Origin of the sequence: Pseudoalteromonas rubra (genome assembly GCF_000238295.3) — a bacterium.
Taxonomy (GTDB): Bacteria; Pseudomonadota; Gammaproteobacteria; order Enterobacterales; family Alteromonadaceae; genus Pseudoalteromonas; species Pseudoalteromonas rubra.
Window position 1 is genome coordinate 26,618 of the sequence record NZ_AHCD03000036.1, and the last position, 25,840, is coordinate 52,457.

Consider the following 25,840-nt stretch of genomic DNA (forward strand, 5'->3'; position numbering starts at 1 on the left):
CATGGAACAGGCTGTAATCGTAGATTGTATTCGTACGCCAATGGGCCGCTCCAAAGCTGGCGTGTTCAAACACAAACGCGCTGAAGATCTGAGTGCCCACCTGATGAAAGGCTTGCTGGATCGCAACCCGGCTGTGGCACCGGACTCTATCGATGACATTTACTGGGGTTGTGTACAACAAACCCTGGAGCAAGGCTTCAACGTGGGCCGCAATGCCGCCCTGCTGGCCGGCATTCCACATACCGTACCTGCGGTCACGGTAAATCGCTTATGTGGCTCTTCCATGCAGGCACTGCATGATGCTGCACGCGCGATCATGACTGGCGCTGGCGATACTTACCTGATCGGTGGTGTGGAGCACATGGGCCATGTCCCGATGACGCACGGTAATGACTTCCACCCGGGCCTGTCGACTTCGGTTGCACAAGCCGCAGGCGTCATGGGTCTGACTGCGGAATACCTGGCTACCCTGCACGGTATTAACCGTGAGCAACAAGATGCCTTTGCGGTTCGCTCACATCAGCGCGCTCACGCAGCCACGGTCGAAGGCCGTTTCGCTCGTGAAATTTTACCGATGGAAGGTCACGATGCCGATGGTGCACCGGTACTGGTTGAACACGACGAAGTGATCCGCCCGGAAACCACCATGGAAGGCCTGAGCCAGTTACGTCCGGTATTCAACCCGGCTTCGGGCACAGTCACAGCAGGTACGTCATCTGCTTTGTCGGATGGTGCTTCAGCCATGCTGGTTATGAGTGAGTCAAAAGCCAAAGAACTGGGGCTGCCGATCCGCGCACGCATCAAGTCAATGGCGGTTGCAGGCTGCGATCCATCCATCATGGGTTATGGTCCGGTTCCTGCCAGTCAGAAAGCCCTGAAGCAGGCAGGCCTGAGCATTGAAGACATTGATGTGGCAGAGCTGAATGAAGCGTTTGCTGCACAATCATTGCCGGTTCTGAAGGACCTTGGTTTACTGGATGTGGCTGACGAGAAAGTAAACCTCAATGGCGGCGCGATTGCACTGGGCCACCCACTGGGCTGTTCAGGCTCACGGATCAGCACATCCTTAATCCATATTATGGAAGACAAAGGTGCGAAGTATGGCCTGGCAACCATGTGTATCGGTCTGGGCCAGGGTATCGCCACCGTGTTTGAACGCGTTGACGACTAGCCAAAACGCGATTCCCTAACCATTTTAACTTGGTGACCAAGGCAAGCTGCATACTGTAGCTTGCCTTTTTTATGTCCAGACCGCGACCTTTCACACGAGTATTTATTTGTTATACAAGGCGCGCTAGAATAGGCGTTTTATTTTCCGGGGACACGCCATGAACTTTGACAACACTGACCATACTCTCGATGCGATTGGCTTGCGTTGTCCCGAGCCTGTAATGATGATCCGTGGCAAAGTGAGGAAGATGCGTGAAGGGGAAACTTTGCTTATCCTGGCCGACGACCCATCCACCACCCGGGATATACCCAGTTTTTGTGAGTTTATGGATCACACTTTGGTAGCCAAAGAAGTGGATGACCTCCCTTACCGCTACCTGGTAAAGAAAGGGAAATGATTTTTAAGCTGGTGAGATAATCCCACCAGCTATACCAATGCCTGTACTACACGAGGATTGGACATTCAATGCAAGAGATCCAACCACGGTGCCAGGTCGCTAATTCTTGCTGTGGACCCCCACCCCCATTGATCGCAGGAGTCGCCTGCTGCCCAATAACTTGCTTATCAGACAGATTTTTAACTGCTTTTTTATTTAGTTTTATTTTCATTGTTTTTCCTTGTTTATTTTATTTAACTCAAGGTTCACAATATCAAAACAATCAAAAAAGTACAATATTCAAGCAAAAAAACTGACACACTTCGTTTTGTGTCGTCCTGGGTTATACCAATTTGCTTAATTAAGTGATCTATTTTGAGGCGAGAAAATAGGGTCGATAACAAGGCAAAAATTTTGCTATTTAGTTGTTCTAAATGAGAAATTTTTAACGCTGTTAGCGTCCTATTTGCTCCTTCAAATAGACCAGGTATTAAGTGAAATTGGTATTAATCACGCTGAACTATGATTTGTGGAACGGCGCCTCTCAAATCCAGTGAAATACGGTACCAACCTTTTCTGTCTGGCATAAAACCAAAGTAGTTGTACACAGTGTCACAGTCTGCGACCACCGGCTTGCCCAGGCTTACTTTGCCATCATAACGAAAGCCGCAGTTATAACCAGGCGTCCATTTCGCATCGGCAATTTTAAATTCGTACAGTTTTCCCGGACTCATAAAACGGACTCGAACGCTGTACAGTCCCGTCTGGGTCTGCGTCAATCGGTAGACTTCGTCGGCATCCCACAAAGTAAAGTCGCCGCGTAAATACATAGGTCTGTCCATCGCTGGAGACGCATTGCTTGTGACTTGCTGCTCACTTGAACTGTTCGTTGACTGATGAGGTGCCGTCGTACAGGCACTCAACCCCAATGCCATTATCAAGGCAATGATGTGCTGTTTCATTGTTAATCCCGATCACAAAAATAAAAGCCAGCACGAAGGCTGGCTTGTTTTAAGCGTGGCTGTCTTAGTTTTGCAAGACAGAGATGTCCGCCGTATTGAGGAACAAACGGCTCAGCTGGCTGAGTAACGCCAGACGGTTTTGCTTAACCGCTTCGTCATCAGCCATCACCATGACATTATCAAAGAAGTTATCGACCGCTTCGCGCAGGCTTGCCAGTCGGGTCAGTGCTTGCTGATAATCACCTTGCGCATAAACCGGTGCCAGCTCGGCAGTCAATGCCGCGACTTCCCGGGCCAGCTGCTGCTCTGCCGCTTCAGACAACAAAGCAGTATTCACCTCAGCGTCGCTGGTGACATTATTCTTCGCCAGAATATTGTTAACGCGCTTATTGGCTGCGGCTAGTGCTTCTGCTTGCTCCAGTGTTCTGAAGTGGCTCACCGCTTTAACACGACGATCAAAGTCAACCGGCTGAGAAGGACGACGTGCCAATACCGCCTGGATCACATCGACCGCAATGCCTTCATCCTGATACCAGGCACGGAAGCGGCCCAGCATGAACTCAAAGACCTCTTCGCCAACATTGTCGTTGGTCAGCTTGTCGCCGAACAAAGCGCGAGACTTTTCGACCAGCGCATGAATGTCCAGCTCCAGCTCTTTCTCAACCATGATGCGTAATGCACCAATGGCAGCACGGCGCAGGGCAAACGGGTCTTTGTCACCTTTTGGCGTCTGACCAATACCAAAGATCCCCACCAGGGTATCGAACTTATCAGCCAGTGCGACTGCGCAGCTGATTGGGTTTGAAGGCAAAGCATCGCCAGCAAAGCGCGGCATATACTGCTCATTCTGCGCCACAGCCACCTCTTCTGCTTCACCGTCAATACGTGCGTAATGCATACCCATTACACCCTGTACATCGGTAAACTCCATGACCATTTCAGTCATCAGATCTGTTTTACTCAACAGGCCTGCGCGTTCTGCTAACGCTTTATCTGAGCCCAATTGCTCAGCAATAAAACCAGCCAACGCGGCAATCACGCTGAACTATGATTTGTGGAACGGCGCCTCTCAAATCCAGTGAAATACGGTACCAACCTTTTCTGTCTGGCATAAAACCAAAGTAGTTGTACACAGTGTCACAGTCTGCGACCACCGGCTTGCCCAGGCTTACTTTGCCATCATAACGAAAGCCGCAGTTATAACCAGGCGTCCATTTCGCATCGGCAATTTTAAATTCGTACAGTTTTCCCGGACTCATAAAACGGACTCGAACGCTGTACAGTCCCGTCTGGGTCTGCGTCAATCGGTAGACTTCGTCGGCATCCCACAAAGTAAAGTCGCCGCGTAAATACATAGGTCTGTCCATCGCTGGAGACGCATTGCTTGTGACTTGCTGCTCACTTGAACTGTTCGTTGACTGATGAGGTGCCGTCGTACAGGCACTCAACCCCAATGCCATTATCAAGGCAATGATGTGCTGTTTCATTGTTAATCCCGATCACAAAAATAAAAGCCAGCACGAAGGCTGGCTTGTTTTAAGCGTGGCTGTCTTAGTTTTGCAAGACAGAGATGTCCGCCGTATTGAGGAACAAACGGCTCAGCTGGCTGAGTAACGCCAGACGGTTTTGCTTAACCGCTTCGTCATCAGCCATCACCATGACATTATCAAAGAAGTTATCGACCGCTTCGCGCAGGCTTGCCAGTCGGGTCAGTGCTTGCTGATAATCACCTTGCGCATAAACCGGTGCCAGCTCGGCAGTCAATGCCGCGACTTCCCGGGCCAGCTGCTGCTCTGCCGCTTCAGACAACAAAGCAGTATTCACCTCAGCGTCGCTGGTGACATTATTCTTCGCCAGAATATTGTTAACGCGCTTATTGGCTGCGGCTAGTGCTTCTGCTTGCTCCAGTGTTCTGAAGTGGCTCACCGCTTTAACACGACGATCAAAGTCAACCGGCTGAGAAGGACGACGTGCCAATACCGCCTGGATCACATCGACCGCAATGCCTTCATCCTGATACCAGGCACGGAAGCGGCCCAGCATGAACTCAAAGACCTCTTCGCCAACATTGTCGTTGGTCAGCTTGTCGCCGAACAAAGCGCGAGACTTTTCGACCAGCGCATGAATGTCCAGCTCCAGCTCTTTCTCAACCATGATGCGTAATGCACCAATGGCAGCACGGCGCAGGGCAAACGGGTCTTTGTCACCTTTTGGCGTCTGACCAATACCAAAGATCCCCACCAGGGTATCGAACTTATCAGCCAGTGCGACTGCGCAGCTGATTGGGTTTGAAGGCAAAGCATCGCCAGCAAAGCGCGGCATATACTGCTCATTCTGCGCCACAGCCACCTCTTCTGCTTCACCGTCAATACGTGCGTAATGCATACCCATTACACCCTGTACATCGGTAAACTCCATGACCATTTCAGTCATCAGATCTGTTTTACTCAACAGGCCTGCGCGTTCTGCTAACGCTTTATCTGAGCCCAATTGCTCAGCAATAAAACCAGCCAACGCGGCAATGCGCTCTGACTTGTCTTTCAATGTGCCCAACTGTTTCTGGAACAACACAGTGCCCAATGATTCCAGACGGCTTTCCAGTGTTTTCTTCTTATCCGTTTCAAAGAAGAACTGTGCATCCGCCAGACGAGGACGAACCACTTTCTCATTACCTGAGATGACCACACTTGGATCTTTACTTTCAATGTTTGATACAAACAGGAACTTGTTGATTAGCTGACCTGACTTATCCAGTAGCGGGAAGTACTTCTGGTCGTCTTTCATGGTGTAGATCAGCGCTTCAGCAGGGACTGACAGAAACTCTTCCTCAAATGAAGCCACCAGAGTAACCGGCCATTCTACCAGGGCAGTCACTTCTTCCAGCAGATCTTCATCTATCGCGACAACCGCACCCAGCTTGTCTGCTTCTGCATTGATCTGTTCACGGATGAGTGTTTTACGTGCTTCATAGTCAGCGATGACATAGGCCCCTTTCAGCGTATCAAATGCATCATCGGCATGATTGATGCTCACACGTTCCGGGTGGTGAAAACGGTGGCCCTGTAGCTGATTTGAAATGGCTTTGCCCAGGACTTCGCCCTGCACAATTTCACCGCCCAGTAAGGCAGCGACAGTGTGAACCGGACGAATAAATTGTGTTTTGTTAGCACCCCAACGCATAGGTTTTGGGATCGGCAACTTGGCCAGAGACTTAGCAATGGCATCAGATAACAACGCGCTGGCCTGCTGGCCCGCGACAGTGGCGCGGTGCAACAACCAGGCACCCTTGTCGGTTTCCAGTGTTTCAGCTTCCGATACCTCGATCCCACAGCCACGTGCCCAGCCCATAGCTGCTTTAGTCGGATTGCCGTCTGCATCGAAGGCGGCTTTGGTTGCCGGGCCACGCTTCTCAACCACTTTGTCCTGCTGCTGGGTTTGCAAGTTGGCTACTTTTAAACCCAAGCGACGCGGTGACGCGTACCAGCTAATGTCTTCAAATGCCAGCTCAAGGCCGGTCAGCTCAGCCTGCATATTGTCAGCAAAGGATTCTGCCAGCTTACGTAAGGCTTTTGGCGGTAACTCTTCAGTACCAATTTCAACAAGTAGATTTTCTGTGGTCATGATTAATCCTTACAAAGCGGGAATCCGAGTGCCTCACGGGCCTCATAATAAGCCTGAGCACAGGCCTTAGACAGCGCACGCACGCGTAGAATATAACGCTGACGTTCTGTTACAGAAATCGCATGACGGGCATCCAACAGATTGAATGCATGCGATGCCTTCATTACCTGCTCATAGGCTGGTAAAGGCAGTCCCGCTTCGATCAGCTTCTGGCTTTCCAGTTCACACTGATCGAATTGCTTGAACAAGGCGTCAACATCCGCATGTTCAAAGTTGTAAGTCGACTGTTCAACTTCGTTCTGATGGAACACATCGCCATAAGTCACTCGGCCCATAGGACCATCGGTCCAGACCAGATCATAAATGCTGTCCACACCTTGTATATACATTGCCAGACGTTCCAAGCCATAGGTGATTTCACCAGTAACCGGCGCGCATTCCAGACCACCCACCTGTTGGAAGTAAGTGAACTGAGTCACTTCCATGCCATTCAACCAGACTTCCCAGCCAAGGCCCCAGGCACCCAGCGTCGGTGATTCCCAGTTATCTTCTACGAAACGCACTTCATGAGTCAGGGTATCAATACCAAGTGCTTCCAGTGAGCCCAGATAGAGCTCCTGAATATTTTCAGGCGATGGCTTCAAGACCACCTGAAATTGATAATAGTGCTGCAGGCGGTTTGGGTTTTCACCGTAACGACCGTCAGTCGGACGACGACAAGGTTGTACATATGCGCTCGACATTGGCTCCGGGCCAATCGACTTAAGGAAAGTCAGCGGATGAAACGTGCCCGCACCCACTTCCATATCCAGTGGTTGCGCAATAACACAGCCTTGCTGTGCCCAATAGTCCTGTAAAGCCAGGATCAACCCTTGGAAGGTTTTGATATCGTATTTTTGCATAGTTGGCTTATTTTTGTATGGTACATGGAACCCAGTGTGGCGTGCTCAAAACAGTGGCCAGTCTGGGCTAATAATGTCTGAAAATTATGCTCAGTATACCGCGAGCGTCACGCCGTTTTAAGCGTTATCACTAAAAAAGCACGTAAAAAACCGCGCTTCTCCCCCTCTGTTTGCTGGCTAAGGCTGGGCTTCAAATATCAAACAAAAGGTCAAAGTGTGCGTATGAAACGGAAAAAGCCACTCGCTGTGGAGTGGCTTTTTGGAAGTTATCGACAAGCAGTAACTTGTTTATACATCCAGGTTCACAACGCGCAATGCGTTTTGTTCGATGAAATCGCGGCGTGGTTCTACCTGATCACCCATCAGGGTTGCAAACAACTGGTCAGCTGCAATGGCATCTTCGATGGTCACGCGTAACATACGGCGTGCCGCCGGATCCATTGTGGTTTCCCAAAGCTGGTCTGGGTTCATCTCACCCAGTCCTTTATAACGTTGTGTATACAAGCCACGTTTAGACTCTGAGATCAGCCAATCCAGTGATTCAGCAAATGTATCAACCGGCTGTGTTTTTTCACCGCGCTGTACATAACCCGTTTCACTGATCAAGTGTGCAACCGACTTACCTGTATTCACAATGCGAACATAGTCTTTCGAGGTAATGAAGTCGTAGTTCAGTGTATAGGCTTTATCCACACCGTGCTGACGAATATTAACTACCGGATAGTACATATGACGTTCATCATCATAGCTTACTTCAGCATTGTAGATAGTGGCATCTTCATCATGTTTGTCCAGGTCAGCAACGAACGCTTGAACCCAGCTTGAAACTTTCGCTTCATCACTCAGGTCTGCTTCACTAAGCTCATTCTGGTATAACAGACGAGACATCATGGCACGCGGGTACTTACGTGTCAGACGTTCAATCACGTCAATGGTTTTCTGATAATCATGAACCATATTTTCAAGACGATTACCGGAAATGGCCTCAGCGCCCTCGCTCGAGTAGATACTGGCACCATCCAAGGCTAACGTTGTCAGGTAGTCTGTCAGACCGTGGTCGTCTTTAATATAGCGCTCTTGTTTGCCTTTTTTCACTTTATACAGTGGCGGCTGAGCAATATATACATAACCACGCTCGATGATCTCTGGCATTTGACGATAGAAGAAGGTCAACAGCAGTGTGCGAATGTGCGAGCCGTCGACGTCCGCATCGGTCATGATAATAATGCGGTGATAACGCAGTTTTTCCGGATCGTATTCGTCACGGCCAATACCACAACCCAATGCAGTGATCAGTGTGGCAACTTCCTGCGAAGACAGCATCTTATCGAAACGTGCCTTTTCAACATTCAGAATTTTACCTTTCAGTGGCAAAATAGCCTGGTTCTTACGGTTACGGCCCTGCTTGGCCGATCCACCTGCTGAGTCACCCTCCACGATGTAGAGTTCAGATTCTGCCGGGTCACGTTCCTGACAGTCAGCAAGTTTGCCAGGTAGACCAGCTAAGTCCATAGCGCCTTTACGACGAGTCATTTCACGGGCTTTACGTGCCGCTTCACGAGCACGTGCTGCATCAATAATTTTGCTTACAACTGTTTTAGCATCACCCGGGTTTTCTAGTAGATACTCAGTTAGCTTTTCAGCCATTGCTTGTTCAACCGCACCTTTCACCTCACTTGAAACAAGCTTGTCTTTAGTCTGAGACGAAAACTTTGGATCCGGCACTTTAACACTTACGACAGCCGTTAAGCCTTCACGCGCATCATCACCTGTCGCGTTGCTTGCGGTTTTAGCTTTCTTGTTAAAGCCTTCTTTTTCCATGTAGTTGTTTAGCGTACGAGTCAAGGCACTACGGAAACCCGCTAAGTGTGTACCGCCATCACGCTGAGGAATGTTGTTAGTAAAACAGTAGATATTTTCCTGGAATCCATCATTCCACTGCATGGATACTTCAACACTGATGCCGTCTTCACGTTCTGAAGTGAAGTTGAATACATTTTGATGAACAGGCGTTTTTTTACGGTTCAGGTATTCTACGAATGCCTGAATACCACCTTCGTACTTAAAGTGGTCTTGCTTGTTCTCTTCACGCTCATCACTCAGGATAATACTGACCCCTGAGTTCAGGAAAGATAGTTCGCGCAGTCGTTTTGCCAAAATATCATAATGGAAGTTGGTATCAGAGAAAGTCTCTGCACTCGGCCAAAATCTCAGCTCAGTTCCTGTACTCTCAGCTTCGCCAATCACACCCAGTGGCGCATCTGGCACACCCATAGTGTATTTCTGCTGATGCACTTTGCCATCACGGCGAATTGTTAGTTGTAGTTTTTCTGATAGTGCATTTACAACAGAAACACCTACGCCGTGTAGGCCACCTGATACTTTATAAGAGTTGTCATCGAATTTACCACCAGCATGTAGCACGGTCATGATGACTTCTGCCGCTGACACCCCTTCTTCAGGGTGCAGTTCCGTTGGGATACCACGGCCATTGTCTCGAACTGACACAGAGCCATCAGTATGGATAGTAACGAAGATATCGTCACAGTGTCCTGCCAACGCCTCATCAATAGAGTTGTCGACGACTTCGAAGACCATGTGATGTAGTCCAGTACCATCATCAGTGTCCCCGATATACATTCCCGGACGCTTCCTTACTGCATCCAATCCCTTCAGTACTTTAATACTCGATGAATCGTAATTATCAGACATGGTGTATTCCAATTATTTTGTTATTAAGCGGCCATGTTCCACGTGGAACATCTCAACATTTCGTTTCATGGGTTCCACAATGGCCTGGATACTTTCGGAGTTTATCGCAGTGATAAATAGCTGCGACTGACATTCTGCAAGTAAATGCGCGATGCTCAGCATCGTCTCCTGGCTCAACTCCGAAGGTAAATCGTCGATCAGCAATATGGATTGCTTCTCGGTCTCGGCCTCAATTAAGTTATTCTGTGCGATTTTTAGCGCATAGAGGGTTAACTTTAACTGACCCCGAGACAGTATATTTTCAACGCCGTGACCATTAGCATAGAAGTTAAAATCGGCTTTATGCGGCCCTTTAGTTGTATAGCCAAGCTTGCTATCCCGCTCCAGTTGGGCGTTTAGCACCTCAGCCAGTTCCCCTTTCCAGCCTGCGTCATAGCGCATTTCAAGGCCTTTAAAGATGGGGCTTATCACCCCTATCTTATCAAAAAAATGGCGCTCAAACCTACTTATATACGCCTTTCTGAACATATTTATTTGCTCAGCCAAACGAACAAATTCTCGGTCCCAAGTGCGTATCTGAAGCTGGTACTGAGCAGGTTTAGTTTTCAGCAAAGCATTTCGTTGTTTAAGCACTTTGTTGAAGTCTTTCCAGACGCTATAAAACTGATGTTCCACGTGGAACACGCCAAGGTCGAGAAATTTTCGACGTTCTTTTGGTCCCCCAAAAAACAATTCATAGCTCTCTGGTGTGATCACCTGAGTGGGCAGAATCTGCGCCAACTCAGCGATTTTCCGACTCGATTGCCCCTGGATCCTGAGCTGTGTTTCGCCCTGTAAATTTTTGCTTATACCTATGGGGATAGACAAACTATGAAGTTGCTTTTTACCATGAACAATACATTTATCCTGCTCATGACGGATCATCAATTTATGTTTGTTCGTTCTAAATGAACGCCCATTAGAAAGGAAGTAAATGGCTTCAAGCAGACTGGTTTTTCCACTGCCGTTCTCGCCTAAAATGATATTGATTTGTTCGCTTGGTGAAAAAGAAAGGGCCTCAATATTGCGAAAATTATTGAGGCTAATTTGATTCAAACTCATTTAAGAGTACACACCAATTTCTACAGGCGCATAGGCATAACGACATACATTGCAGCGTCGTCGCTCGCCCCTTCGATCAGAGCACTGCTATTGGTATCTGCTAATGTAAACTGCACATCTTCTGTTTTTAGTGTGTTGAGTACATCCAACAAGTAGGAGACGTTAAAGCCAATTTCCAGGTCATCGCCCTGATATTCAACCTCAACGGTTTCCTCTGCCTGCTCCTGTTCGGGGTTATTCGCACTGATCTTTAACATGCCATTCGACAGGTTCAGACGGACTCCACGGAACTTTTCATTCGACAGAATAGAGACGCGCTGGAAAGCACTGCGTAACCATTCTCGGTTCGCATTCACCAGCTTATCACCACCACGTGGTAACACTCGGCGATAATCCGGGAACCGTCCATCCACCAGCTTACTCGTTAAAGTAAACTCAGGATCCAAAATACGAATATGGTTACTGCCAAATTGAATGGTCAGCGGCTCATCATCTGCTGGCAACAAACGCATGATCTCCTGCACACCCTTACGCGGAATGATCAACTGACGTTGTGTATTCAATGACGCACCAAGCTGATGCTGAGCAATCGCAAGTCTGTGCCCATCGGTTGCAACCGTTTTAATCTCACTATTATCCACCTCAAAGGACATCCCATTGAGATAATAACGGACGTCCTGATTGGCCATCGAAAAGTGAGTCGCTTCTAACAGCTGACGCAATTCCAGGCGGGTAATTTGAAACTCAACTTCGCCATCCCACTGTTCAAGGTTTGGAAAATCTTCGGCCGCTAAGGTCGTCAAAGAAAAGCGACTTTGGCCACTCGTCAGTAATAACTGATGCTCCTGACTACTCAGTTGCAACAAAGACCCATCCGGCAGACTCTTACATATATCGAGTAACTTTTTTGCTGGCAACGTGATACTAGCATCTGCAACTTGTTCTTCCAGTGTCACATTCGCAACCAGCTCAATCTCTAAGTCTGTGCCCGTCATCGATAACACGCCGTTTTTCACTTCGACCAGAACATTGGACAAAATCGGTAGTGTGTGTTTTCGCTCAATGGCACCCGAGACCTGCATCAAGGGTTTTAAAAACTGTTCTCTTGAAATCGTAATTTGCATACTAGGCCCTTAAGACGACAATGTTCGGATCAGGTTTTGATAATCTTCTTTTACTTCGTGACTTTCGTCACGCAGTGCTTTCACTTTACGACACGCATGCAACACAGTGGTGTGATCACGCCCGCCGAAAGCATCACCAATCTCAGGCAAACTGTGGTTAGTCAGTTCTTTAGACAACGCCATAGCAACTTGCCTGGGTCGGGCAACCGAGCGACTACGACGTTTCGATAGCAAATCTGAAACACGAATACGATAATACTCGGCAACGGTACGCTGAATATTGTCGATGGTCACCAGCTTATCTTGTAATGCCAGCAGGTCACGAAGTGCTTCTTTTACAAACTCGATGGAAATCGGCCGGCCTGTGAAGTTGGCATTGGCAATCACCCGGTTTAAAGCCCCTTCTAATTCACGGACGTTAGAGCGCAATTTCTTAGCAATGAAAAATGCCACTTCGTGAGGCAAATTGATATTACTCTGCTGCGCTTTCTTCATCAGGATGGCAACCCGCGTTTCCAGCTCTGGTGGCTCAATCGCAATCGTCAGGCCCCAGCCAAATCGAGACTTAAGACGATCTTCAACGCCCTCAATTTCTTTCGGATATCTGTCCGACGTCAAAATGATCTGCTGATTGCCTTCCAGTAATGCATTGAAGGTATGAAAGAACTCTTCCTGTGAACGTTCTTTATTGGCAAAAAACTGAATGTCATCGATCATCAGCGCATCAACACTGCGGTAATAACGCTTAAACTCTTCAATCGCATTGTTCTGCAATGCCTTAACCATGTCCTGAACGAAACGCTCAGAATGCATGTAGACAATCTTGGCATCTGGTTTTTTATCAATAATGCCGTTGCCCACTGCATGTAACAGGTGGGTTTTACCTAAACCTGTTCCACCATAAATAAACACAGGGTTAAACGCAGAACCAGGGTTGTCGGCAACCTGAGTTGCAGCTGCCTTCGCAAGCTGATTCGACTTACCTTCAACAAAGTTATCGAAGGTATAGTTTTCTTTAATATTGGACTTCACCCCAGACTTAGGGGCCGGTTCTACTTTAGCCGAGCTGGGCGCGCCCGCCGATGAGGCAGCCGGCTTAGTCACAGCACCAGTTTGCGTACTCTGACTACTCTCGCTTGAGGTTGGTGCACTGTTCACTGCGCCAATCGGTTTACTACCTACATCAAATCGCAGCTCAGGCGCTTCATCGCCACAGATCTCAGTCAGTAACTCACTGATGCGATTTAAATACTTTTCTCTCACCCAGTCCAAAACAAATCGATTTGGCGCATAGATGGTCAAGGTATCTTCGGTACTTTCTGCTTGTAGTGGTCGCACCCACATATTGAACTGCTGAGAAGGCAGCTCATCCTGCAAAACATATAAACAACTTTGCCAAACCGACAGATACACGTCGCACTCCGAAATAGTTAATATTCCCGTACATAAAAACCAAGGATATTGCCAGATTTACCAACAAGGTTATACACAGCTAATCCAAAGGATCGACGGAAATGCTTGTTTGTTATCATAAATACATAGGTGGAAGCCGGGTATTATGAGGGGATCTTATCCACAACATCAATATTGACTTTTTTAAAAATCAGGATCTTTCCTAGAAACAAATGCATCCAATTGTTTTTGTTGGGATTTTATTTTTCACCCTGTTTACTGATCTTAGCAAAAATACACCAAGATCTCATCTAAAAAACACGATCATTTTAAGTTTTCCAGAGGATGTTGCCACTTTTCACCCAAGCTGTGTGGAAAACCTCATTTTGATCCGATCTAAGTTGATCACACCTGCATGCACAGATCGGATCCGATCTGAACGAGCGAAATGGATCGCTAAATCTACGGATTTTGATCCCACTCTATATAGTATAAAGGTATAATGCGGGGCGTTTACCTCAGGGGATAACCGCCAGAATGACCGTTTTTTGTTATTTATGGCTAAAATCTATGCTTGATGGCGCGATTATGATTGACTTTCCTACGCCGCGGCATTAATATCTCGCGCTCGCAATGGCACCTGTGCCAGGATCGCGACCTGCATAGGATGTTTTAAACTTTAACCGATCGGATGGATTAGTTATGAAAAGAACTTTTCAACCTAGCGTTCTAAAACGCAAGCGTACTCACGGTTTCCGTGCACGCATGGCAACGAAGAATGGCCGTAAAGTACTAGCGCGTCGTCGTGCTAGAGGCCGTAAAGTACTTTCTGCTTAATATATAAGTGGAAGACTTTAGCTTCAGCAGGGAGTTACGTCTGTTAACTCCCTCGCATTACTCCCGAGTTTTTAACGACCCCGCTCGCGCAGCAACCCCTTATTTTACACTCTTAGCAAAACCCAATGATGCCGGACATCCACGTCTGGGACTCACTGTGGCTAAAAAGCGCTGTAAAAAAGCTTGCCAACGCAATCGCATTAAACGTCTTGCCCGTGAAAGCTTTCGCTTAAACCGCCATAAGCTGGACAATATTGATATTGTTCTGATGGTAAAAACAGGCGTTGACGATCAGTCAAATGAAGAGCTCAGTAAACAACTGGCAAAATTATGGCGTAAAGTAAATGAACGCTGTAAACCCGGTGCGCCTAAGCCGCCACCTCGTAAACGTCCAGGTAAAAAGCGCCCAGCATCTAAGCAGCACCACCCGAAACAATCTAAACAGAACGACAAATAGGCACTGACGGGATTATTCTGTCTTCACATACCAGTCCATTGCGTTTTTACCAGATTGCTCTGCTCGCTCAGTTTGCACAATAACTGCGATTCGTTTTCATTATAAGCCAATATAGCCTGCAATTAATCGAGTTCAACTTACTGTGAATTCGCTAAAATCGCATTGGGCTCAATGGCTATTTTGACCCCGATAAGGTAAAGTTAGCTCACCTTTTAATCGCCAATTACCCGCTACTTTTTCGGGATTGGTTATCAGTCTGACGGCATCATCATGAATCACACCTCCCCCACAGCCTCATCGCGCATAGTGCAGCAATGTAAAGTGTGGATCCGGTGGCCATTCAGAGTATGCCAGACACTGATCAAAACACTGCTGTTAGGTGTGATCCGTTTTTATCAGCGCTTTATCAGTCCGCTATTGGGACCACACTGTCGTTTTACTCCGACCTGCTCTCATTATGCAATCCAGGCAATTAATTTACATGGAATTGCAAAAGGGAGTTGGTTAGCGCTTAAACGCATATTAAAATGTCACCCTTTAAGTGCAGGTGGGTCTGATCCCGTGCCTGCTAAATCAACGCAAGATAAACAACACGAGAAATAAGAGCTGTTATGGAATCGCAACGCACGTTTTTATTTATCGGCTTGCTGCTGGTTTCCTTTTTACTCTTTACTGAGTGGTCAAAGGAACAAACCGCAGCCAATGCTGATACCAGTGCCGTCACACAACAAGTGGCCGGCCCCGCAAACAATGACCAGGCCGACGTACCGGCTTCCAGTCAGGCTGATGTGCCAATGCAGGCCACTGTGGCTACTCGCTCAGTCATTTCGGTAACCACCGATGTACTGGCAGTGAAAATTGACACCCGTGGTGGTGACATCGTCGAGGCGAAATTACTACAGCACGCTGAAACCCATGGCAGCGATCAACCTTACCTGCTATTGGGTGAGTTCGAAGGCAAAGAATACTTCGCACAAAGCGGCCTGATCGGTCTGAATGGTCCGGATGCATCAAGTCAGGGTCGCCCGGTCTATCAAAGCGAACAAACCAGCTACACACTGAACGGTGATGAACTGCGTGTGCCGCTGACCTTTGTCGACAGCAAAGGTGTTCAGTTCAATAAGACCTATGTTTTCAAACCAGGTCAGTATGATGTGGCATTGGAATACGATGTGACCAACTCAACTGCCGACCCGGTTCAAGTGCAACTGTATACGCAAATCAAGCGCACAGTGCAGGAAAAAGGCAGCATGGTTGACCAGACTTACCTGGGCGCAGCTTATGGCACCAGTGATGAGCCTTACGAGAAATACTCCTTCTCTGATATGGCCGAAGCGAACCTGAACAAAAACACCCAGGGTGGTTACATCGCCTTTATCCAACACTACTTTGTCAGTGCCTGGGTACCTGGTCAGACAACAAACAACACCATTTACAGCTCGTTGCGCAATAACAACAGCATCATAGGTGTGAAAGGCGAAGCGACAAACATTCAGGGCAATGGTACCGCGCAGCTCACCGCGACTTATTACATGGGTCCAAAAGACATGGATGCGCTGGAAGCTTTACAAAAAGATCTGGATCTGACGGTCGACTATGGTTGGTTATGGTTTATTTCTCAGCCTCTGCTTGAACTATTGAAGTTCTTATATTCTGGCGAAGGGTCATTCTTTGGTCTGTTTGATATTAACATCGGTGGATTAGGCAACTGGGGTTTGGCCATCATTGCGATCACCATTATTGTTAAGTCATTCCTTTACCCGCTCACTAAAGCGCAATATACCTCAATGGCTAAAATGCGTATGCTGCAACCAAAAATGCAGGCACTGAAAGAGCGTTATGGCGATGACCGTCAGAAATTTGGTCAGGCAATGATGGAGATGTACCGCAAGGAAAAAGTAAACCCTATGGGTGGCTGCTTCCCGCTGTTGCTACAAATGCCTATCTTCCTGGCGCTGTTTTATGTATTCCTGGAGTCAACAGAGCTGCGTCATGCCGAGTTTATGCTGTGGCTGACTGACCTGTCTTCAAAAGACCCATACTATGTACTGCCTATCCTGTTTGGTGCCAGTATGTTCCTGACTCAGAAGCTGCAACCTATGACGGTCACAGACCCGATGCAACAGAAGATGATGACCTGGATGCCGGTTATCTTCTCAGTGTTCTTCATCTGGTTCCCGTCTGGTCTGGTACTGTACTGGCTGGTCTCTAACCTGATCTCAATTGCCCAGATGCTATATATCTATCGTGGCATGGAGAAAAAGGGCATGAAGGTCCGCGGTTAATTACCAATTGCACATACGATAAAAACGGTCCACCACGGGCCGTTTTTTTATGCCTGTGATAATGCCTGCTTAGTCTCACAGTCTCACAGTCTCACAGTCTCACAGTCTCACAGTCTCACAGTCTCACAGTCTCACAGTCTCACAGTCTCACAGTCTCACAGTCTCACAGTCTCACAGTCTCACAGTCTCACAGTCTCACAGTCTCACAGTCTCACAGTCTCACAGTCTCACAGTCTCACAGTCTCACAGTCTCACAGTCTCACAGTCTCACAGTCTCACAGTCTCACAGTCTCACAGTCTCACAGTCTCACAGTCTCACAGTCTCACAGTCTCACAGTCTCACAGTCTCACAGTCTCACAGTCTCACAGTCTCACAGTCTCACAGTCTCACAGTCTCACAGTCTCACAGTCTCACAGTCTCACAGTCTCACAGTCTCACAGTCTCACAGTCTCACAGTCTCACAGTCTCACAGTCTCACAGTCTCACAGTCTCACAGTCTCACAGTCTCACAGTCTCACAGTCTCACAGTCTCACAGTCTCACAGTCTCACAGTCTCACAGTCTCACAGTCTCACAGTCTCACAGTCTCACAGTCTCACAGTCTCACAGTCTCACAGTCTCACAGTCTCACAGTCTCACAGTCTCACAGTCTCACAGTCTCACAGTCTCACAGTCTCACAGTCTCACAGTCTCACAGTCTCACAGTCTCACAGTCTCACAGTCTCACAGTCTCACAGTCTCACAACTAAGTTCTTTCAGCTTAATCATTAGAATCAAGATGTTGATAAATTTTGAGGATGATTTTAGGTCACTTTGATAGGGGGATCGACGTCAGCATTGCAAGCTGTGCGCACACTTTACAACTTAACGAGCACACTATGTTTGACCTCCCTCTGTTAGACGCATTACACACCGCACACCTCAGCTGGTGGCTGCTGCCTCTGGCTTTGTTCAGTGGCGTTCTGACCAGCTTTACACCCTGTGTCTATCCTCTATTGCCCATTACGCTGGCCACCCTCACCCGATATCGCACCCAAACACTGGCACCGCTTCAGTATTGTCTCGGCTTTGCTGCAATCTACGCACTGCTGGGTGGCATCGCAGCCTGGAGTGGCGGCTTGTTTGGTGTGGTTGCATCCAACCCCTGGGTACAGGTTGGCTTTGCCAATGTGCTCATTTATCTGGCGCTGGTGAATAAAGGGTGGCTGACTTTCCCGCAGATACCAGGTCTGAGGTTTCAGGGCACGCAGGGTCCATTGCTGATGGGCATGACCAGTGCGCTGGTCGCAGCGCCGTGCACCTCTCCGGTGCTAGGGGGCTTATTGCTGTTTGTTGCCACCAGCGGGCAGCTGCTTTTTGGTGCCCTGCTGCTATTTAGTTTCGCCCTGGGTATGAGCAGCCTGTTGCTGCTGGCCGGCTTGAGCAGTCAGTTTCTGGCTCGTTTGCCCCGCGCGGGTGACTAAGTTCTTTCAGCTTAATCATTAGAATCAAGATGTTGATAAATTTTGAGGATGATTTTAGGTCACTTTGATAGGGGGATCGACGTCAGCATTGCAAGCTGTGCGCACACTTTACAACTTAACGAGCACACTATGTTTGACCTCCCTCTGTTAGACGCATTACACACCGCACACCTCAGCTGGTGGCTGCTGCCTCTGGCTTTGTTCAGTGGCGTTCTGACCAGCTTTACACCCTGTGTCTATCCTCTATTGCCCATTACGCTGGCCACCCTCACCCGATATCGCACCCAAACACTGGCACCGCTTCAGTATTGTCTCGGCTTTGCTGCAATCTACGCACTGCTGGGTGGCATCGCAGCCTGGAGTGGCGGCTTGTTTGGTGTGGTTGCATCCAACCCCTGGGTACAGGTTGGCTTTGCCAATGTGCTCATTTATCTGGCGCTGGTGAATAAAGGGTGGCTGACTTTCCCGCAGATACCAGGTCTGAGGTTTCAGGGCACGCAGGGTCCATTGCTGATGGGCATGACCAGTGCGCTGGTCGCAGCGCCGTGCACCTCTCCGGTGCTAGGGGGCTTATTGCTGTTTGTTGCCACCAGCGGGCAGCTGCTTTTTGGTGCCCTGCTGCTATTTAGTTTCGCCCTGGGTATGAGCAGCCTGTTGCTGCTGGCCGGCTTGAGCAGTCAGTTTCTGGCTCGTTTGCCCCGCGCGGGTGCCTGGCTCACGCATATCCCCACCACCAGCGCACTGCTTCTGCTGCTCATGGCGCAGTATTTTCTTATTCAGGCTGGCAAGAGCTGGCTATAACGCAAGGAAACCATTATGGAGAACATCATGACGACAACCCTCACAGGCATCATGCTGCTGGCACTCTCAGTCACGGCCACCGCCAAATCGTATCCCCCTTTACAGGCTGATACATTGCAAGGCCAGCCGATATCAAGTAAAGGGAAGATGACTTATCTGAAGTTTTGGGCTACCTGGTGCGCTTACTGCGTTGAAGAAATGCCTCACCTTCAACAAGCCTATGAACAAAGTCAGGGCCGCTACCAGGTCATAGCCGTGAATGTGGGCTTTAACCAGACCATTCAGGGTATCAAATCCTATATAAAGCGCCATGACTACCCATTTCCTGTGGTGTTCGATGCCACTGGTGACATGACACGTCAGTATCGGGTCACGGGTACGCCTCAACACATTTTACTCGATGCCAATGGCACAGAGATTTATCGCAGCGCCCTGCTGACCGATGAGCTTAAACAACATCTGGCAACATTATCAGGAGTACAGCCATGAAATTGCTAAACCCGATCACCCTATTGCTGAGCCTGGCCATGCTCATACTCAGCCAGCCAACAACCGCTGCACCCATTGAATATATATTTATTACCATCTGGGATGAGTATATACAGCAAACCGCCTTACCCCCTCAACAGTCGGGTATAGAGCGCCGCTTCATTCACCCGGACATCAACATAGATCAAGCCAGTGTGGAGCAGTTTACCGCCCTGTTTCCGGGCTATGCCAGGCTGCAAATCGATACCCATAATCAACTGGCGATCCGCTATGGCGTCAGGCAGACCCCTTATCGGCTGGTGGTTGAACAGGATCAAGTGCAACAACGAGAAGCACTGGGTACACTGCCAGCAACGGCCCTCATGGACACAACTCCACGACAAGAGCCACTCCATACCTTGTCCGGGCAGCGCTTTGATCCCACCAAGCCCGGTGCTGGTTTTCGGGTATTGTTCTTCAGTGACAGCCTGTGCCCATTTCAGCATATACCGGATTGTGAGCGCAGGATCGCACAAAATAACCGCCTGTCAGAGCAGATTAATTACCCGGTGGTAAGCGTGATCAAGCCGTTTTATGTCGATCAAGCTCAGGTCAGCGCCTACCAACAGCGCTTCAAAGTGAATCATGAGGTACTCTTCGACAGTCACAATCAGCTGTTTCGCTACTTTGCGGTGACCGAGTTGCCCTACTGGGTGGTGCAAAACAAACAAGGTAAAGTGATTTACCGGGCTAACCGGGTACCGTCTTTTCCCTTATAGTGCCCAGCTGCTCTGACAATAAACGCTATAAGGCTTATCCAGGATTGTACTGACTAACTGGAAAGTATGCTCTGAGCCTGCCCTGATCTGACTCAGCTGCTCCATCAGGGCATCGCTGTGCTCACGCGCAGCAAGCAACTCACTCAACTGGTATGACAAAGTGTTGTCCTGAACGAACCAGGCCGCCGCCGCGCCATACAAGAGCTCAAGATGACTGGCATTGTGTGGATCGGCTATCACGGCCAGTGCAGCCTCAGCATCACCGCGCAATAAACGGATATACATCTGGGTATAACGGGTATAACTCAGCGTATCAGCCAGATTCAGCCGCTGATACACTGCCTGTGCCTGCATGACATGTGCTTCAGCCTGTGCCAGCTCCCCTTGCCTTATCAGACTCCATCCCAGCATCAACTGAGCATGTGCTGCGGTCATTACAGAGACCTTATCCCAGGCCAGCAGCTGTTCAAATGTCTCAATGGCACTGGCCAGCTCCGGCGCGCCACTTTGGGTGAGCGCCCCATCCATGATCGCCATACCGCGTAGTAACCAGTGTAATTCATATTGAGGAAGCCACTGTGGTTCAGGCTCAACCTGCGCCAGATATGCCAGGGCCTCATCCCCTCGGTGAAGCTGAATATAATAGAACCCAAGGTAAGTAAGTATTTGCTTTCTTAGATAGTCTTCACCCAGACTAGATGCAATCTCCAGCGCTTCCAATAAGCTGGGCTCACTTTCAGAGACTGGCACCAGATAGTTCTGGCCATAAGCAAACAAAGCGCGTGCCAGCAACAAACGTTGCGGCGACTGGCGATAGTAGGTGATTGTATTGTGTAACACCTCTCGGCTGCTTTGAAGGTCCAGTAAGCGCTTTTCTTCAGGCCCGGCAACAGGCGGGTTAGCCAGATAAAATGCGCGCTGCGCATCCTGATAAGCCAGTGCGCGGCTGCCAATCAGGGCATATGCCGAGTTCAGCGCCTTACTGTGTGCATCCCACTGTTGATCTAACCACAGCAGATCGGCCTGCAACTGATATGCCGTAGCCAGCTGCTCCAATAGTTGATGACGCTGTGCAAGGTCCAGCCCCAGCTGCACATCAGCCAGTGCCTGAGCATAATGACCTTGTGCCTTGCTGAATTCTGCCTGATACAGATAATAACGCACCTTGATTGCAGGCGCCGCGTTACTCAGGTCCATGCCGCTAAACACTGCTCTGGCCTCTGCCAGCTCTCCCTGTTGCCAGGTGATGCGGGCCAATTCAAGCTGCGCAGCCTGGTGCTGCGGATGTTGAGTCAGGGCGGCTTCAAAATAAGACTTTGCCAGTCTGCTGCCTTGTTCGTCCAGGGCCTGCAAGCCACGGTAATAGTCCTGGGATGCAGTCTCACTTAGACGGGTCTGGCTGGCGTGGCCATCAGGTAATAAGTTCAGTGCAGCAATGACCTGATCCGCCACGCTGTCAAACGCCATATCCAGCTGCTCAACCACTATCTTATGCTGTTGCCGTGCGGTGTGGATGGTCAGTACATAGCGCTGTTGTTGACGGGACAAGGTGAGCGCTATCTGTCTGTTATTATTCGCCTCTGTCTGCTGCGCCGGCGGGACAAGCTGATAGTCAGATTGCAAGCGTGCCGTCAGTGCTCCATGCAATGCATACCCCCACCAGGCATTGGCGGCCACCTCGGTATCATTGTTCAGCGGCAAAATGGTCAAAGCAGGTCGCGCCTCCTGCGCCATAACAAGCTTGGGCGCTGACTGACTGACATAACCAATAACTCCCCCGGTAATCAACAGCGCGATACTCAGAAAAGTCGCCCATATCATGCAGCGCTTGTTGCGGTTCACTTGAGTAAGTGGGCAGATCCACTGATAGCCCCGCTGCGGTACGGTGCGGATAAACCTCGGCTGCTGTGCATCATCTCCCAGTGCCTGGCGCAGCTCAGCCATACTTTGCGTCAGTGCTGCATCACGATACTCACCATGTTGCCACAAAGCATCCAGTAACGTTTCACGCGCGATCACTTGCTGTGGCCGGGCCAATAGAAACTGCAGTAATTGAGCAACTTTAGGCCGTAATGACACAACTTGTTGCCCATGACTTAATATCTGTTTATCTGCATCAAAGTGAAACTGAGCGAAAGCAACCACAGTGGATATCCTTATATCTGAACCGCCTCTACTATACCTCACAGCGCGCGTTTGCTGTACACTTAGCGATAATTAGAGTTTGCTTTCAAGGGTCATAATGATCGCACAAGACACCATCGCAGCGCAGGCAACCGCACCGGGTCGGGGCGGCGTCGGCATAATTCGTATTTCAGGTACTCTGGCTGAGCAGGTTGCACACAAAATACTCGGAAAATGCCCAAAAACCCGCTATGCGGAATACCTGCCATTCCAGACGCTTCAGGGAGAGCAACTAGATCAGGGCATTGCACTGTTCTTTAAAGGCCCGAACTCCTTTACTGGCGAAGATGTGCTTGAGCTTCAGGGCCATGGCGGTCCGGTGGTGCTGGACATGCTGCTTAAAGAGATCAGCCAGGTCGAGGGCGTACGACTCGCCAAACCCGGTGAATTCTCTGAACGCGCATTTATGAATGATAAGCTGGATCTGACTCAGGCCGAGGCCATTGCCGATCTGATCAATGCAACCAGCGAGCAAGCAGCGAAAAGTGCCCTGCATTCATTGCAAGGTGACTTTTCAAAACATATCAACGCGCTGGTGGAGCAAGTGATCCATTTACGCATGTATGTGGAAGCGGCCATTGACTTTCCGGATGAAGAAATCGACTTTCTCTCTGATGGCAAAGTGGCTGGTGACCTGAAAGCCATCATCGCGCAGCTCAGTGTGGTGCGCCAACAGGCCAAGCAAGGCAGTATCATGCGTGAAGGCATGAAAGTGGTGATTGCAGGTCGCCCAAACGCAGGTAAATCCTCGCTGCTCAATGCGCTGGCAGGCCGTGAAGCTGCTATTGTCACCGATATTGCTGGTACCACCCGCGATGTACTGAGAGAACATATCCATATTGATGGCATGCCGCTGCACATCATTGACACCGCTGGCCTACGCGACAGTCCGGATAAAGTAGAACAAATCGGTATTGAGCGTGCCTGGGATGAGATCCGCGCCGCCGATCACGTGCTATTTATGGTTGACGGCACCGAAACCAATGAAACCGATCCTGCCCGGATCTGGCCGGAGTTTATTGAGCAACTGCCTGCGGGCATGGACATCACAGTGATCCGCAATAAAGTTGACCTCAGTGGTGAACAAACCGGTACCAGTCACGATCATGGTCATGCCCTGATCCGCCTCAGTGCCAAAGACAGTACAGGGATCGACCTGTTGCGTGAACACCTCAAAGCCTGTATCGGCTTTACCGGCGCAACCGAAGGTGGCTTTATGGCGCGCCGTCGTCACCTCGATGCGCTGGAACGTGCCGCAGAGCACCTGGAGATTGGCCAGACTCAGTTGGAAATGCACATAGCCGGCGAGATCCTGGCTGAAGAACTGCGTCTGACCCAGCAGCATCTCAATGAGATCACGGGTGAATTCACCTCCGACGACCTGCTGGGTAAGATCTTCAGCTCTTTCTGTATCGGCAAATAATACTAAGACGCACCGCTGAGGTGCGTCTCACTCTGCCGTCACTGAGTATCTTTGGTGAGCGGCGCCACGCCTTTTATGCCCAGTTCGTGAAATAACGCAATGGCTGCTTGCTCGAATTCATAAAAACTCTCAGCAGATACCTGATGACTTGCTGTGACCATACGGATCGCCAGCGGCTCAACAAATGTTGCGTTAGTGCCCCAGAACCCGGAATGTCCGGTTGTGGAATAGCCCTCAAAATCAAACCGCTCCTGCGCCAGGCCATAATGCTCCTGAACGCCCTCTTCAGGCACTTCACTCAGCCAGTGCTCGGCAATTTCCGATTGTAACTGAGGATCCTCAACCAAATGCCCCTGATGAAGCGCTGTCATAAACACATTGAGATCATCCAGTGTGGACACCATTCCGCCGCCAGCCCAGGCAAAAGAGGTATTCACCCCCAGTGCAACTACATTATGATTGCCACTCAATTCAGGGGGGATCTCCTCGTGTTCAGGAATATAAAAGTAATGGTGCGCCATCTGCTCAGAACCTCGCATCGGTTCATGCCGGTCCATATAGGTGTTGTCCATACCGAGCGGCTGCAATACACGCTCATATAACAGCTGCTCAAAGCGCTTTTTGGTGTGCTTTTCCAGTGCCCAGGCGAGTAAATCGGTATTACTGTTGCCATACAGGTGCTTTTCTCCCGGCATAGCCTCCAGGTTTTGTGTTAAACCACGACCAAGCAGATCGGCAATGAGCAGATCCGAATGCCATAGCGCCGGAATATCGTCTTCACCGCCTTGCAATGCCGCAATAAATGAACGTGTATCAGGCGCTAACGGGTCATGCAAATAAGAAATAAAATCACGGATCCCGGTACTTTGATCTAATAGTTGCCGGATCGTGAGTGATCCCCCGCGTTTAACACCCTGCGCAACATGCAAGTCCTCGATGCCATAACCCGGTGGCATATCCTCTGGCGAGATCAGCGCCGTGATTGGCGTATCCAGCGTAAATTGTCCATCGTCAATCATGGAAAAGGTCACTGCTGCACTTAATAACTTCGAAATACTGGCAATGCGAAACGGCGTATCCGTCTTTAACACCTGAGTCTGCTGTGCATCCCGAAAGCCTGCTGCACCTCGCCAGACAATCCCATCCTGATTGAAATCTATCAGGGCCTGGATGCCTGGGATCAGGGCCTTATCCGCTTCATAAACCTGCAATAACAAATCATCAAGTTGCACAAAAACAGTTTCCTGCAGCGACTTTACGACCACAGTGAAACGTTTGCTCTGATAGACATCAAGCTCATCCTTGGCAGTGATCTCAAAAGTATATTCGCCGGCGGCTGTGGGAAGGTGTACATCGATACTTTGTGCCTGATCACCCGCTACATGCAGCACGGCATCATCCGGCCCGGAGACCTGACGCCAGGCGATTGATTTCAGGTTATCATCCTTATCAGTGACTCTGGCTGCCAGCGTCACCTGAGTCATCGCGATGGCCGTCAGTGCTGGTTGCTCAATGGTAATAGTCGGTCGTTCATTGTGGCTAACACATGCGCTCAGCACGCCAATACAGATCAGCGCAGCGCCCAAGTTGAGTGATTTCATCCGTTTGCTCCTTTGAAAACTGCGCCTAGGTTATGCTCAGCGCACACTGCAAACTGTGAGAAATTGATGAAAAACCGCACATTTCTGTCAATATATGTATTTCATAAAGGAACATTGGTGTGGCAACCAGGACTCTGGCGCGCCAAATTACTCGCAACACACCGACATTTAAAGCGGCTGC

23 protein-coding genes and 1 pseudogene are annotated in these 25,840 nt (G+C 49.3%); 12 read left to right on the forward strand and 12 right to left on the reverse strand.

Translation table 11 applies throughout. From position 1 onward, the window contains the following. Position 1 precedes the first annotated feature (1 nt). Together fadA and tusA are read left to right on the forward strand one after the other, a co-directional pair. The gene (gene fadA / locus PRUB_RS17125) at positions 2-1,171 is read left to right on the forward strand and encodes an acetyl-CoA C-acyltransferase FadA (RefSeq protein ID WP_010384841.1); all 1,170 of its coding nucleotides are present in this window, start codon (positions 2-4) and stop codon (positions 1,169-1,171) included. Between the two features lie 157 nt (positions 1,172-1,328). Next, on the forward strand, positions 1,329-1,568 hold the full coding sequence (gene tusA, locus PRUB_RS17130) for a sulfurtransferase TusA (protein ID WP_010384842.1): 240 nt from the start codon (positions 1,329-1,331) through the stop codon (positions 1,566-1,568). Positions 1,569-1,614: 46 nt separating this feature from the next. On the opposite strand, the gene PRUB_RS17135 is transcribed toward tusA, so the two are convergent. From PRUB_RS17135 to dnaA, 10 genes and pseudogenes are all read right to left on the reverse strand, one after another. Further along, a complete protein-coding gene (locus tag PRUB_RS17135; protein WP_155946288.1) occupies positions 1,615-1,779 on the reverse strand; it encodes a hypothetical protein in 165 nt (54 codons plus the stop codon). 274 nt (positions 1,780-2,053) lie between these two features. Then, positions 2,054-2,509 carry an early set domain-containing protein gene (locus PRUB_RS17140; RefSeq protein WP_010384843.1) on the reverse strand — a complete coding sequence of 152 codons (456 nt, stop codon included), beginning with the start codon at positions 2,507-2,509 and terminating at the stop codon, positions 2,054-2,056. Positions 2,510-2,573: 64 nt separating this feature from the next. Further along, positions 2,574-3,545: pseudogene (glyS, locus tag PRUB_RS17145) on the reverse strand (glycine--tRNA ligase subunit beta); the annotation flags it as partial. Beyond that, positions 3,517-3,996 (reverse strand): early set domain-containing protein, encoded by a 480-nt coding sequence (locus PRUB_RS17150; RefSeq protein WP_198452369.1) that lies wholly within the window; start codon positions 3,994-3,996, stop codon positions 3,517-3,519. The gene PRUB_RS17150 and the pseudogene glyS (PRUB_RS17145), both read right to left, overlap by 29 nt. 64 nt (positions 3,997-4,060) lie before the next feature. Further along, on the reverse strand, positions 4,061-6,130 hold the full coding sequence (gene glyS / locus PRUB_RS17155) for a glycine--tRNA ligase subunit beta (RefSeq protein ID WP_010384844.1): 2,070 nt from the start codon (positions 6,128-6,130) through the stop codon (positions 4,061-4,063). A gap of 2 nt (positions 6,131-6,132) precedes the next feature. After that, positions 6,133-7,032: a glycine--tRNA ligase subunit alpha gene (glyQ, locus tag PRUB_RS17160; protein WP_010384845.1), complete on the reverse strand. Its 900-nt coding sequence runs from the start codon at positions 7,030-7,032 to the stop codon at positions 6,133-6,135. Between the two features lie 288 nt (positions 7,033-7,320). Next, positions 7,321-9,744, reverse strand: coding sequence for a DNA topoisomerase (ATP-hydrolyzing) subunit B (gene gyrB, locus PRUB_RS17165; protein ID WP_010384847.1), 2,424 nt, complete (start codon positions 9,742-9,744; stop codon positions 7,321-7,323). Positions 9,745-9,756: 12 nt separating this feature from the next. Beyond that, a complete protein-coding gene (recF, locus tag PRUB_RS17170; protein ID WP_010384848.1) occupies positions 9,757-10,845 on the reverse strand; it encodes a DNA replication/repair protein RecF in 1,089 nt (362 codons plus the stop codon). 20 nt (positions 10,846-10,865) lie between these two features. After that, a complete protein-coding gene (gene dnaN, locus PRUB_RS17175; RefSeq protein ID WP_010384850.1) occupies positions 10,866-11,969 on the reverse strand; it encodes a DNA polymerase III subunit beta in 1,104 nt (367 codons plus the stop codon). A 9-nt stretch (positions 11,970-11,978) separates the two neighbouring features. Further along, positions 11,979-13,382 (reverse strand): chromosomal replication initiator protein DnaA, encoded by a 1,404-nt coding sequence (dnaA, locus tag PRUB_RS17180; protein WP_010384851.1) that lies wholly within the window; start codon positions 13,380-13,382, stop codon positions 11,979-11,981. Positions 13,383-14,063: 681 nt separating this feature from the next. Between dnaA and rpmH the strand changes: the two genes are divergently transcribed. The 9 genes from rpmH to PRUB_RS17220 all read left to right on the forward strand — a co-directional run bounded on the left by rpmH (position 14,064) and on the right by PRUB_RS17220 (position 20,451). Next, positions 14,064-14,198, forward strand: a complete 135-nt coding sequence (rpmH, locus tag PRUB_RS17185; RefSeq protein WP_010384852.1) for a 50S ribosomal protein L34 — start codon at positions 14,064-14,066, stop codon at positions 14,196-14,198. Between the two features lie 7 nt (positions 14,199-14,205). Then, the gene (rnpA, locus tag PRUB_RS17190) at positions 14,206-14,655 is read left to right on the forward strand and encodes a ribonuclease P protein component (protein ID WP_010384853.1); all 450 of its coding nucleotides are present in this window, start codon (positions 14,206-14,208) and stop codon (positions 14,653-14,655) included. Between the two features lie 270 nt (positions 14,656-14,925). Continuing rightward, positions 14,926-15,258, forward strand: a complete 333-nt coding sequence (gene yidD / locus PRUB_RS17195) for a membrane protein insertion efficiency factor YidD (protein WP_081694294.1) — start codon at positions 14,926-14,928, stop codon at positions 15,256-15,258. Between the two features lie 8 nt (positions 15,259-15,266). Further along, positions 15,267-16,940 (forward strand): membrane protein insertase YidC, encoded by a 1,674-nt coding sequence (gene yidC / locus PRUB_RS17200; RefSeq protein ID WP_010384855.1) that lies wholly within the window; start codon positions 15,267-15,269, stop codon positions 16,938-16,940. A 65-nt stretch (positions 16,941-17,005) separates the two neighbouring features. Then, a complete protein-coding gene (locus tag PRUB_RS26810; protein WP_479687550.1) occupies positions 17,006-17,689 on the forward strand; it encodes a bacteriophage T4 gp5 trimerisation domain-containing protein in 684 nt (227 codons plus the stop codon). 129 nt (positions 17,690-17,818) lie between these two features. Beyond that, positions 17,819-18,403 carry a cytochrome c biogenesis protein CcdA gene (locus tag PRUB_RS17205; protein WP_198452370.1) on the forward strand — a complete coding sequence of 195 codons (585 nt, stop codon included), beginning with the start codon at positions 17,819-17,821 and terminating at the stop codon, positions 18,401-18,403. A gap of 129 nt (positions 18,404-18,532) precedes the next feature. Then, a complete protein-coding gene (locus tag PRUB_RS17210; RefSeq protein WP_040644637.1) occupies positions 18,533-19,204 on the forward strand; it encodes a cytochrome c biogenesis protein CcdA in 672 nt (223 codons plus the stop codon). Between the two features lie 15 nt (positions 19,205-19,219). After that, positions 19,220-19,693, forward strand: coding sequence for a TlpA family protein disulfide reductase (locus PRUB_RS17215; protein WP_010384858.1), 474 nt, complete (start codon positions 19,220-19,222; stop codon positions 19,691-19,693). Beyond that, entirely contained in the window at positions 19,690-20,451 is a 762-nt protein-coding gene (locus PRUB_RS17220; RefSeq protein WP_010384859.1) for a TlpA family protein disulfide reductase, read from the forward strand. The genes PRUB_RS17215 and PRUB_RS17220 overlap by 4 nt, the downstream gene beginning before the upstream one ends. Here the strand turns inward: PRUB_RS17220 and PRUB_RS17225 are convergent. Beyond that, positions 20,446-22,596 carry a winged helix-turn-helix domain-containing protein gene (locus tag PRUB_RS17225; protein WP_010384860.1) on the reverse strand — a complete coding sequence of 717 codons (2,151 nt, stop codon included), beginning with the start codon at positions 22,594-22,596 and terminating at the stop codon, positions 20,446-20,448. The two genes, PRUB_RS17220 and PRUB_RS17225, sit on opposite strands and share 6 nt — an antisense overlap. Positions 22,597-22,693: 97 nt before the next feature. On the opposite strand from PRUB_RS17225, the gene mnmE reads away from it, so the two are divergent. Then, on the forward strand, positions 22,694-24,058 hold the full coding sequence (mnmE, locus tag PRUB_RS17230) for a tRNA uridine-5-carboxymethylaminomethyl(34) synthesis GTPase MnmE (RefSeq protein ID WP_010384861.1): 1,365 nt from the start codon (positions 22,694-22,696) through the stop codon (positions 24,056-24,058). Between the two features lie 38 nt (positions 24,059-24,096). Here the strand turns inward: mnmE and PRUB_RS17235 are convergent, their stop codons facing one another. Further along, complete coding sequence (locus PRUB_RS17235) at positions 24,097-25,659, reverse strand: serine hydrolase domain-containing protein (protein WP_010384862.1); 1,563 nt, start codon at positions 25,657-25,659, stop codon at positions 24,097-24,099. Positions 25,660-25,840 lie beyond the last annotated feature (181 nt).

What these genes read in the sequence shown, in the direction of transcription:
- yidD (WP_081694294.1), top strand. Translation starts at nt 14,926, where the DNA reads ATGAATCACACCTCCCCCACAGCCTCATCGCGCATAGTGCAGCAATGT.
- PRUB_RS17140 (WP_010384843.1), bottom strand. Translation starts at nt 2,509, where the DNA reads ATGAAACAGCACATCATTGCCTTGATAATGGCATTGGGGTTGAGTGCC.
- fadA (WP_010384841.1), top strand. Translation starts at nt 2, where the DNA reads ATGGAACAGGCTGTAATCGTAGATTGTATTCGTACGCCAATGGGCCGC.
- glyQ (WP_010384845.1), bottom strand. Translation starts at nt 7,032, where the DNA reads ATGCAAAAATACGATATCAAAACCTTCCAAGGGTTGATCCTGGCTTTA.
- dnaN (WP_010384850.1), bottom strand. Translation starts at nt 11,969, where the DNA reads ATGCAAATTACGATTTCAAGAGAACAGTTTTTAAAACCCTTGATGCAG.
- gyrB (WP_010384847.1), bottom strand. Translation starts at nt 9,744, where the DNA reads ATGTCTGATAATTACGATTCATCGAGTATTAAAGTACTGAAGGGATTG.
- rpmH (WP_010384852.1), top strand. Translation starts at nt 14,064, where the DNA reads ATGAAAAGAACTTTTCAACCTAGCGTTCTAAAACGCAAGCGTACTCAC.
- glyS (WP_010384844.1), bottom strand. Translation starts at nt 6,130, where the DNA reads ATGACCACAGAAAATCTACTTGTTGAAATTGGTACTGAAGAGTTACCG.
- PRUB_RS17205 (WP_198452370.1), top strand. Translation starts at nt 17,819, where the DNA reads ATGTTTGACCTCCCTCTGTTAGACGCATTACACACCGCACACCTCAGC.
- recF (WP_010384848.1), bottom strand. Translation starts at nt 10,845, where the DNA reads ATGAGTTTGAATCAAATTAGCCTCAATAATTTTCGCAATATTGAGGCC.
- PRUB_RS17215 (WP_010384858.1), top strand. Translation starts at nt 19,220, where the DNA reads ATGGAGAACATCATGACGACAACCCTCACAGGCATCATGCTGCTGGCA.
- mnmE (WP_010384861.1), top strand. Translation starts at nt 22,694, where the DNA reads ATGATCGCACAAGACACCATCGCAGCGCAGGCAACCGCACCGGGTCGG.
- yidC (WP_010384855.1), top strand. Translation starts at nt 15,267, where the DNA reads ATGGAATCGCAACGCACGTTTTTATTTATCGGCTTGCTGCTGGTTTCC.
- PRUB_RS17150 (WP_198452369.1), bottom strand. Translation starts at nt 3,996, where the DNA reads ATGAAACAGCACATCATTGCCTTGATAATGGCATTGGGGTTGAGTGCC.
- PRUB_RS17210 (WP_040644637.1), top strand. Translation starts at nt 18,533, where the DNA reads ATGTTTGACCTCCCTCTGTTAGACGCATTACACACCGCACACCTCAGC.
- tusA (WP_010384842.1), top strand. Translation starts at nt 1,329, where the DNA reads ATGAACTTTGACAACACTGACCATACTCTCGATGCGATTGGCTTGCGT.
- PRUB_RS17235 (WP_010384862.1), bottom strand. Translation starts at nt 25,659, where the DNA reads ATGAAATCACTCAACTTGGGCGCTGCGCTGATCTGTATTGGCGTGCTG.
- PRUB_RS17135 (WP_155946288.1), bottom strand. Translation starts at nt 1,779, where the DNA reads ATGAAAATAAAACTAAATAAAAAAGCAGTTAAAAATCTGTCTGATAAG.
- PRUB_RS17220 (WP_010384859.1), top strand. Translation starts at nt 19,690, where the DNA reads ATGAAATTGCTAAACCCGATCACCCTATTGCTGAGCCTGGCCATGCTC.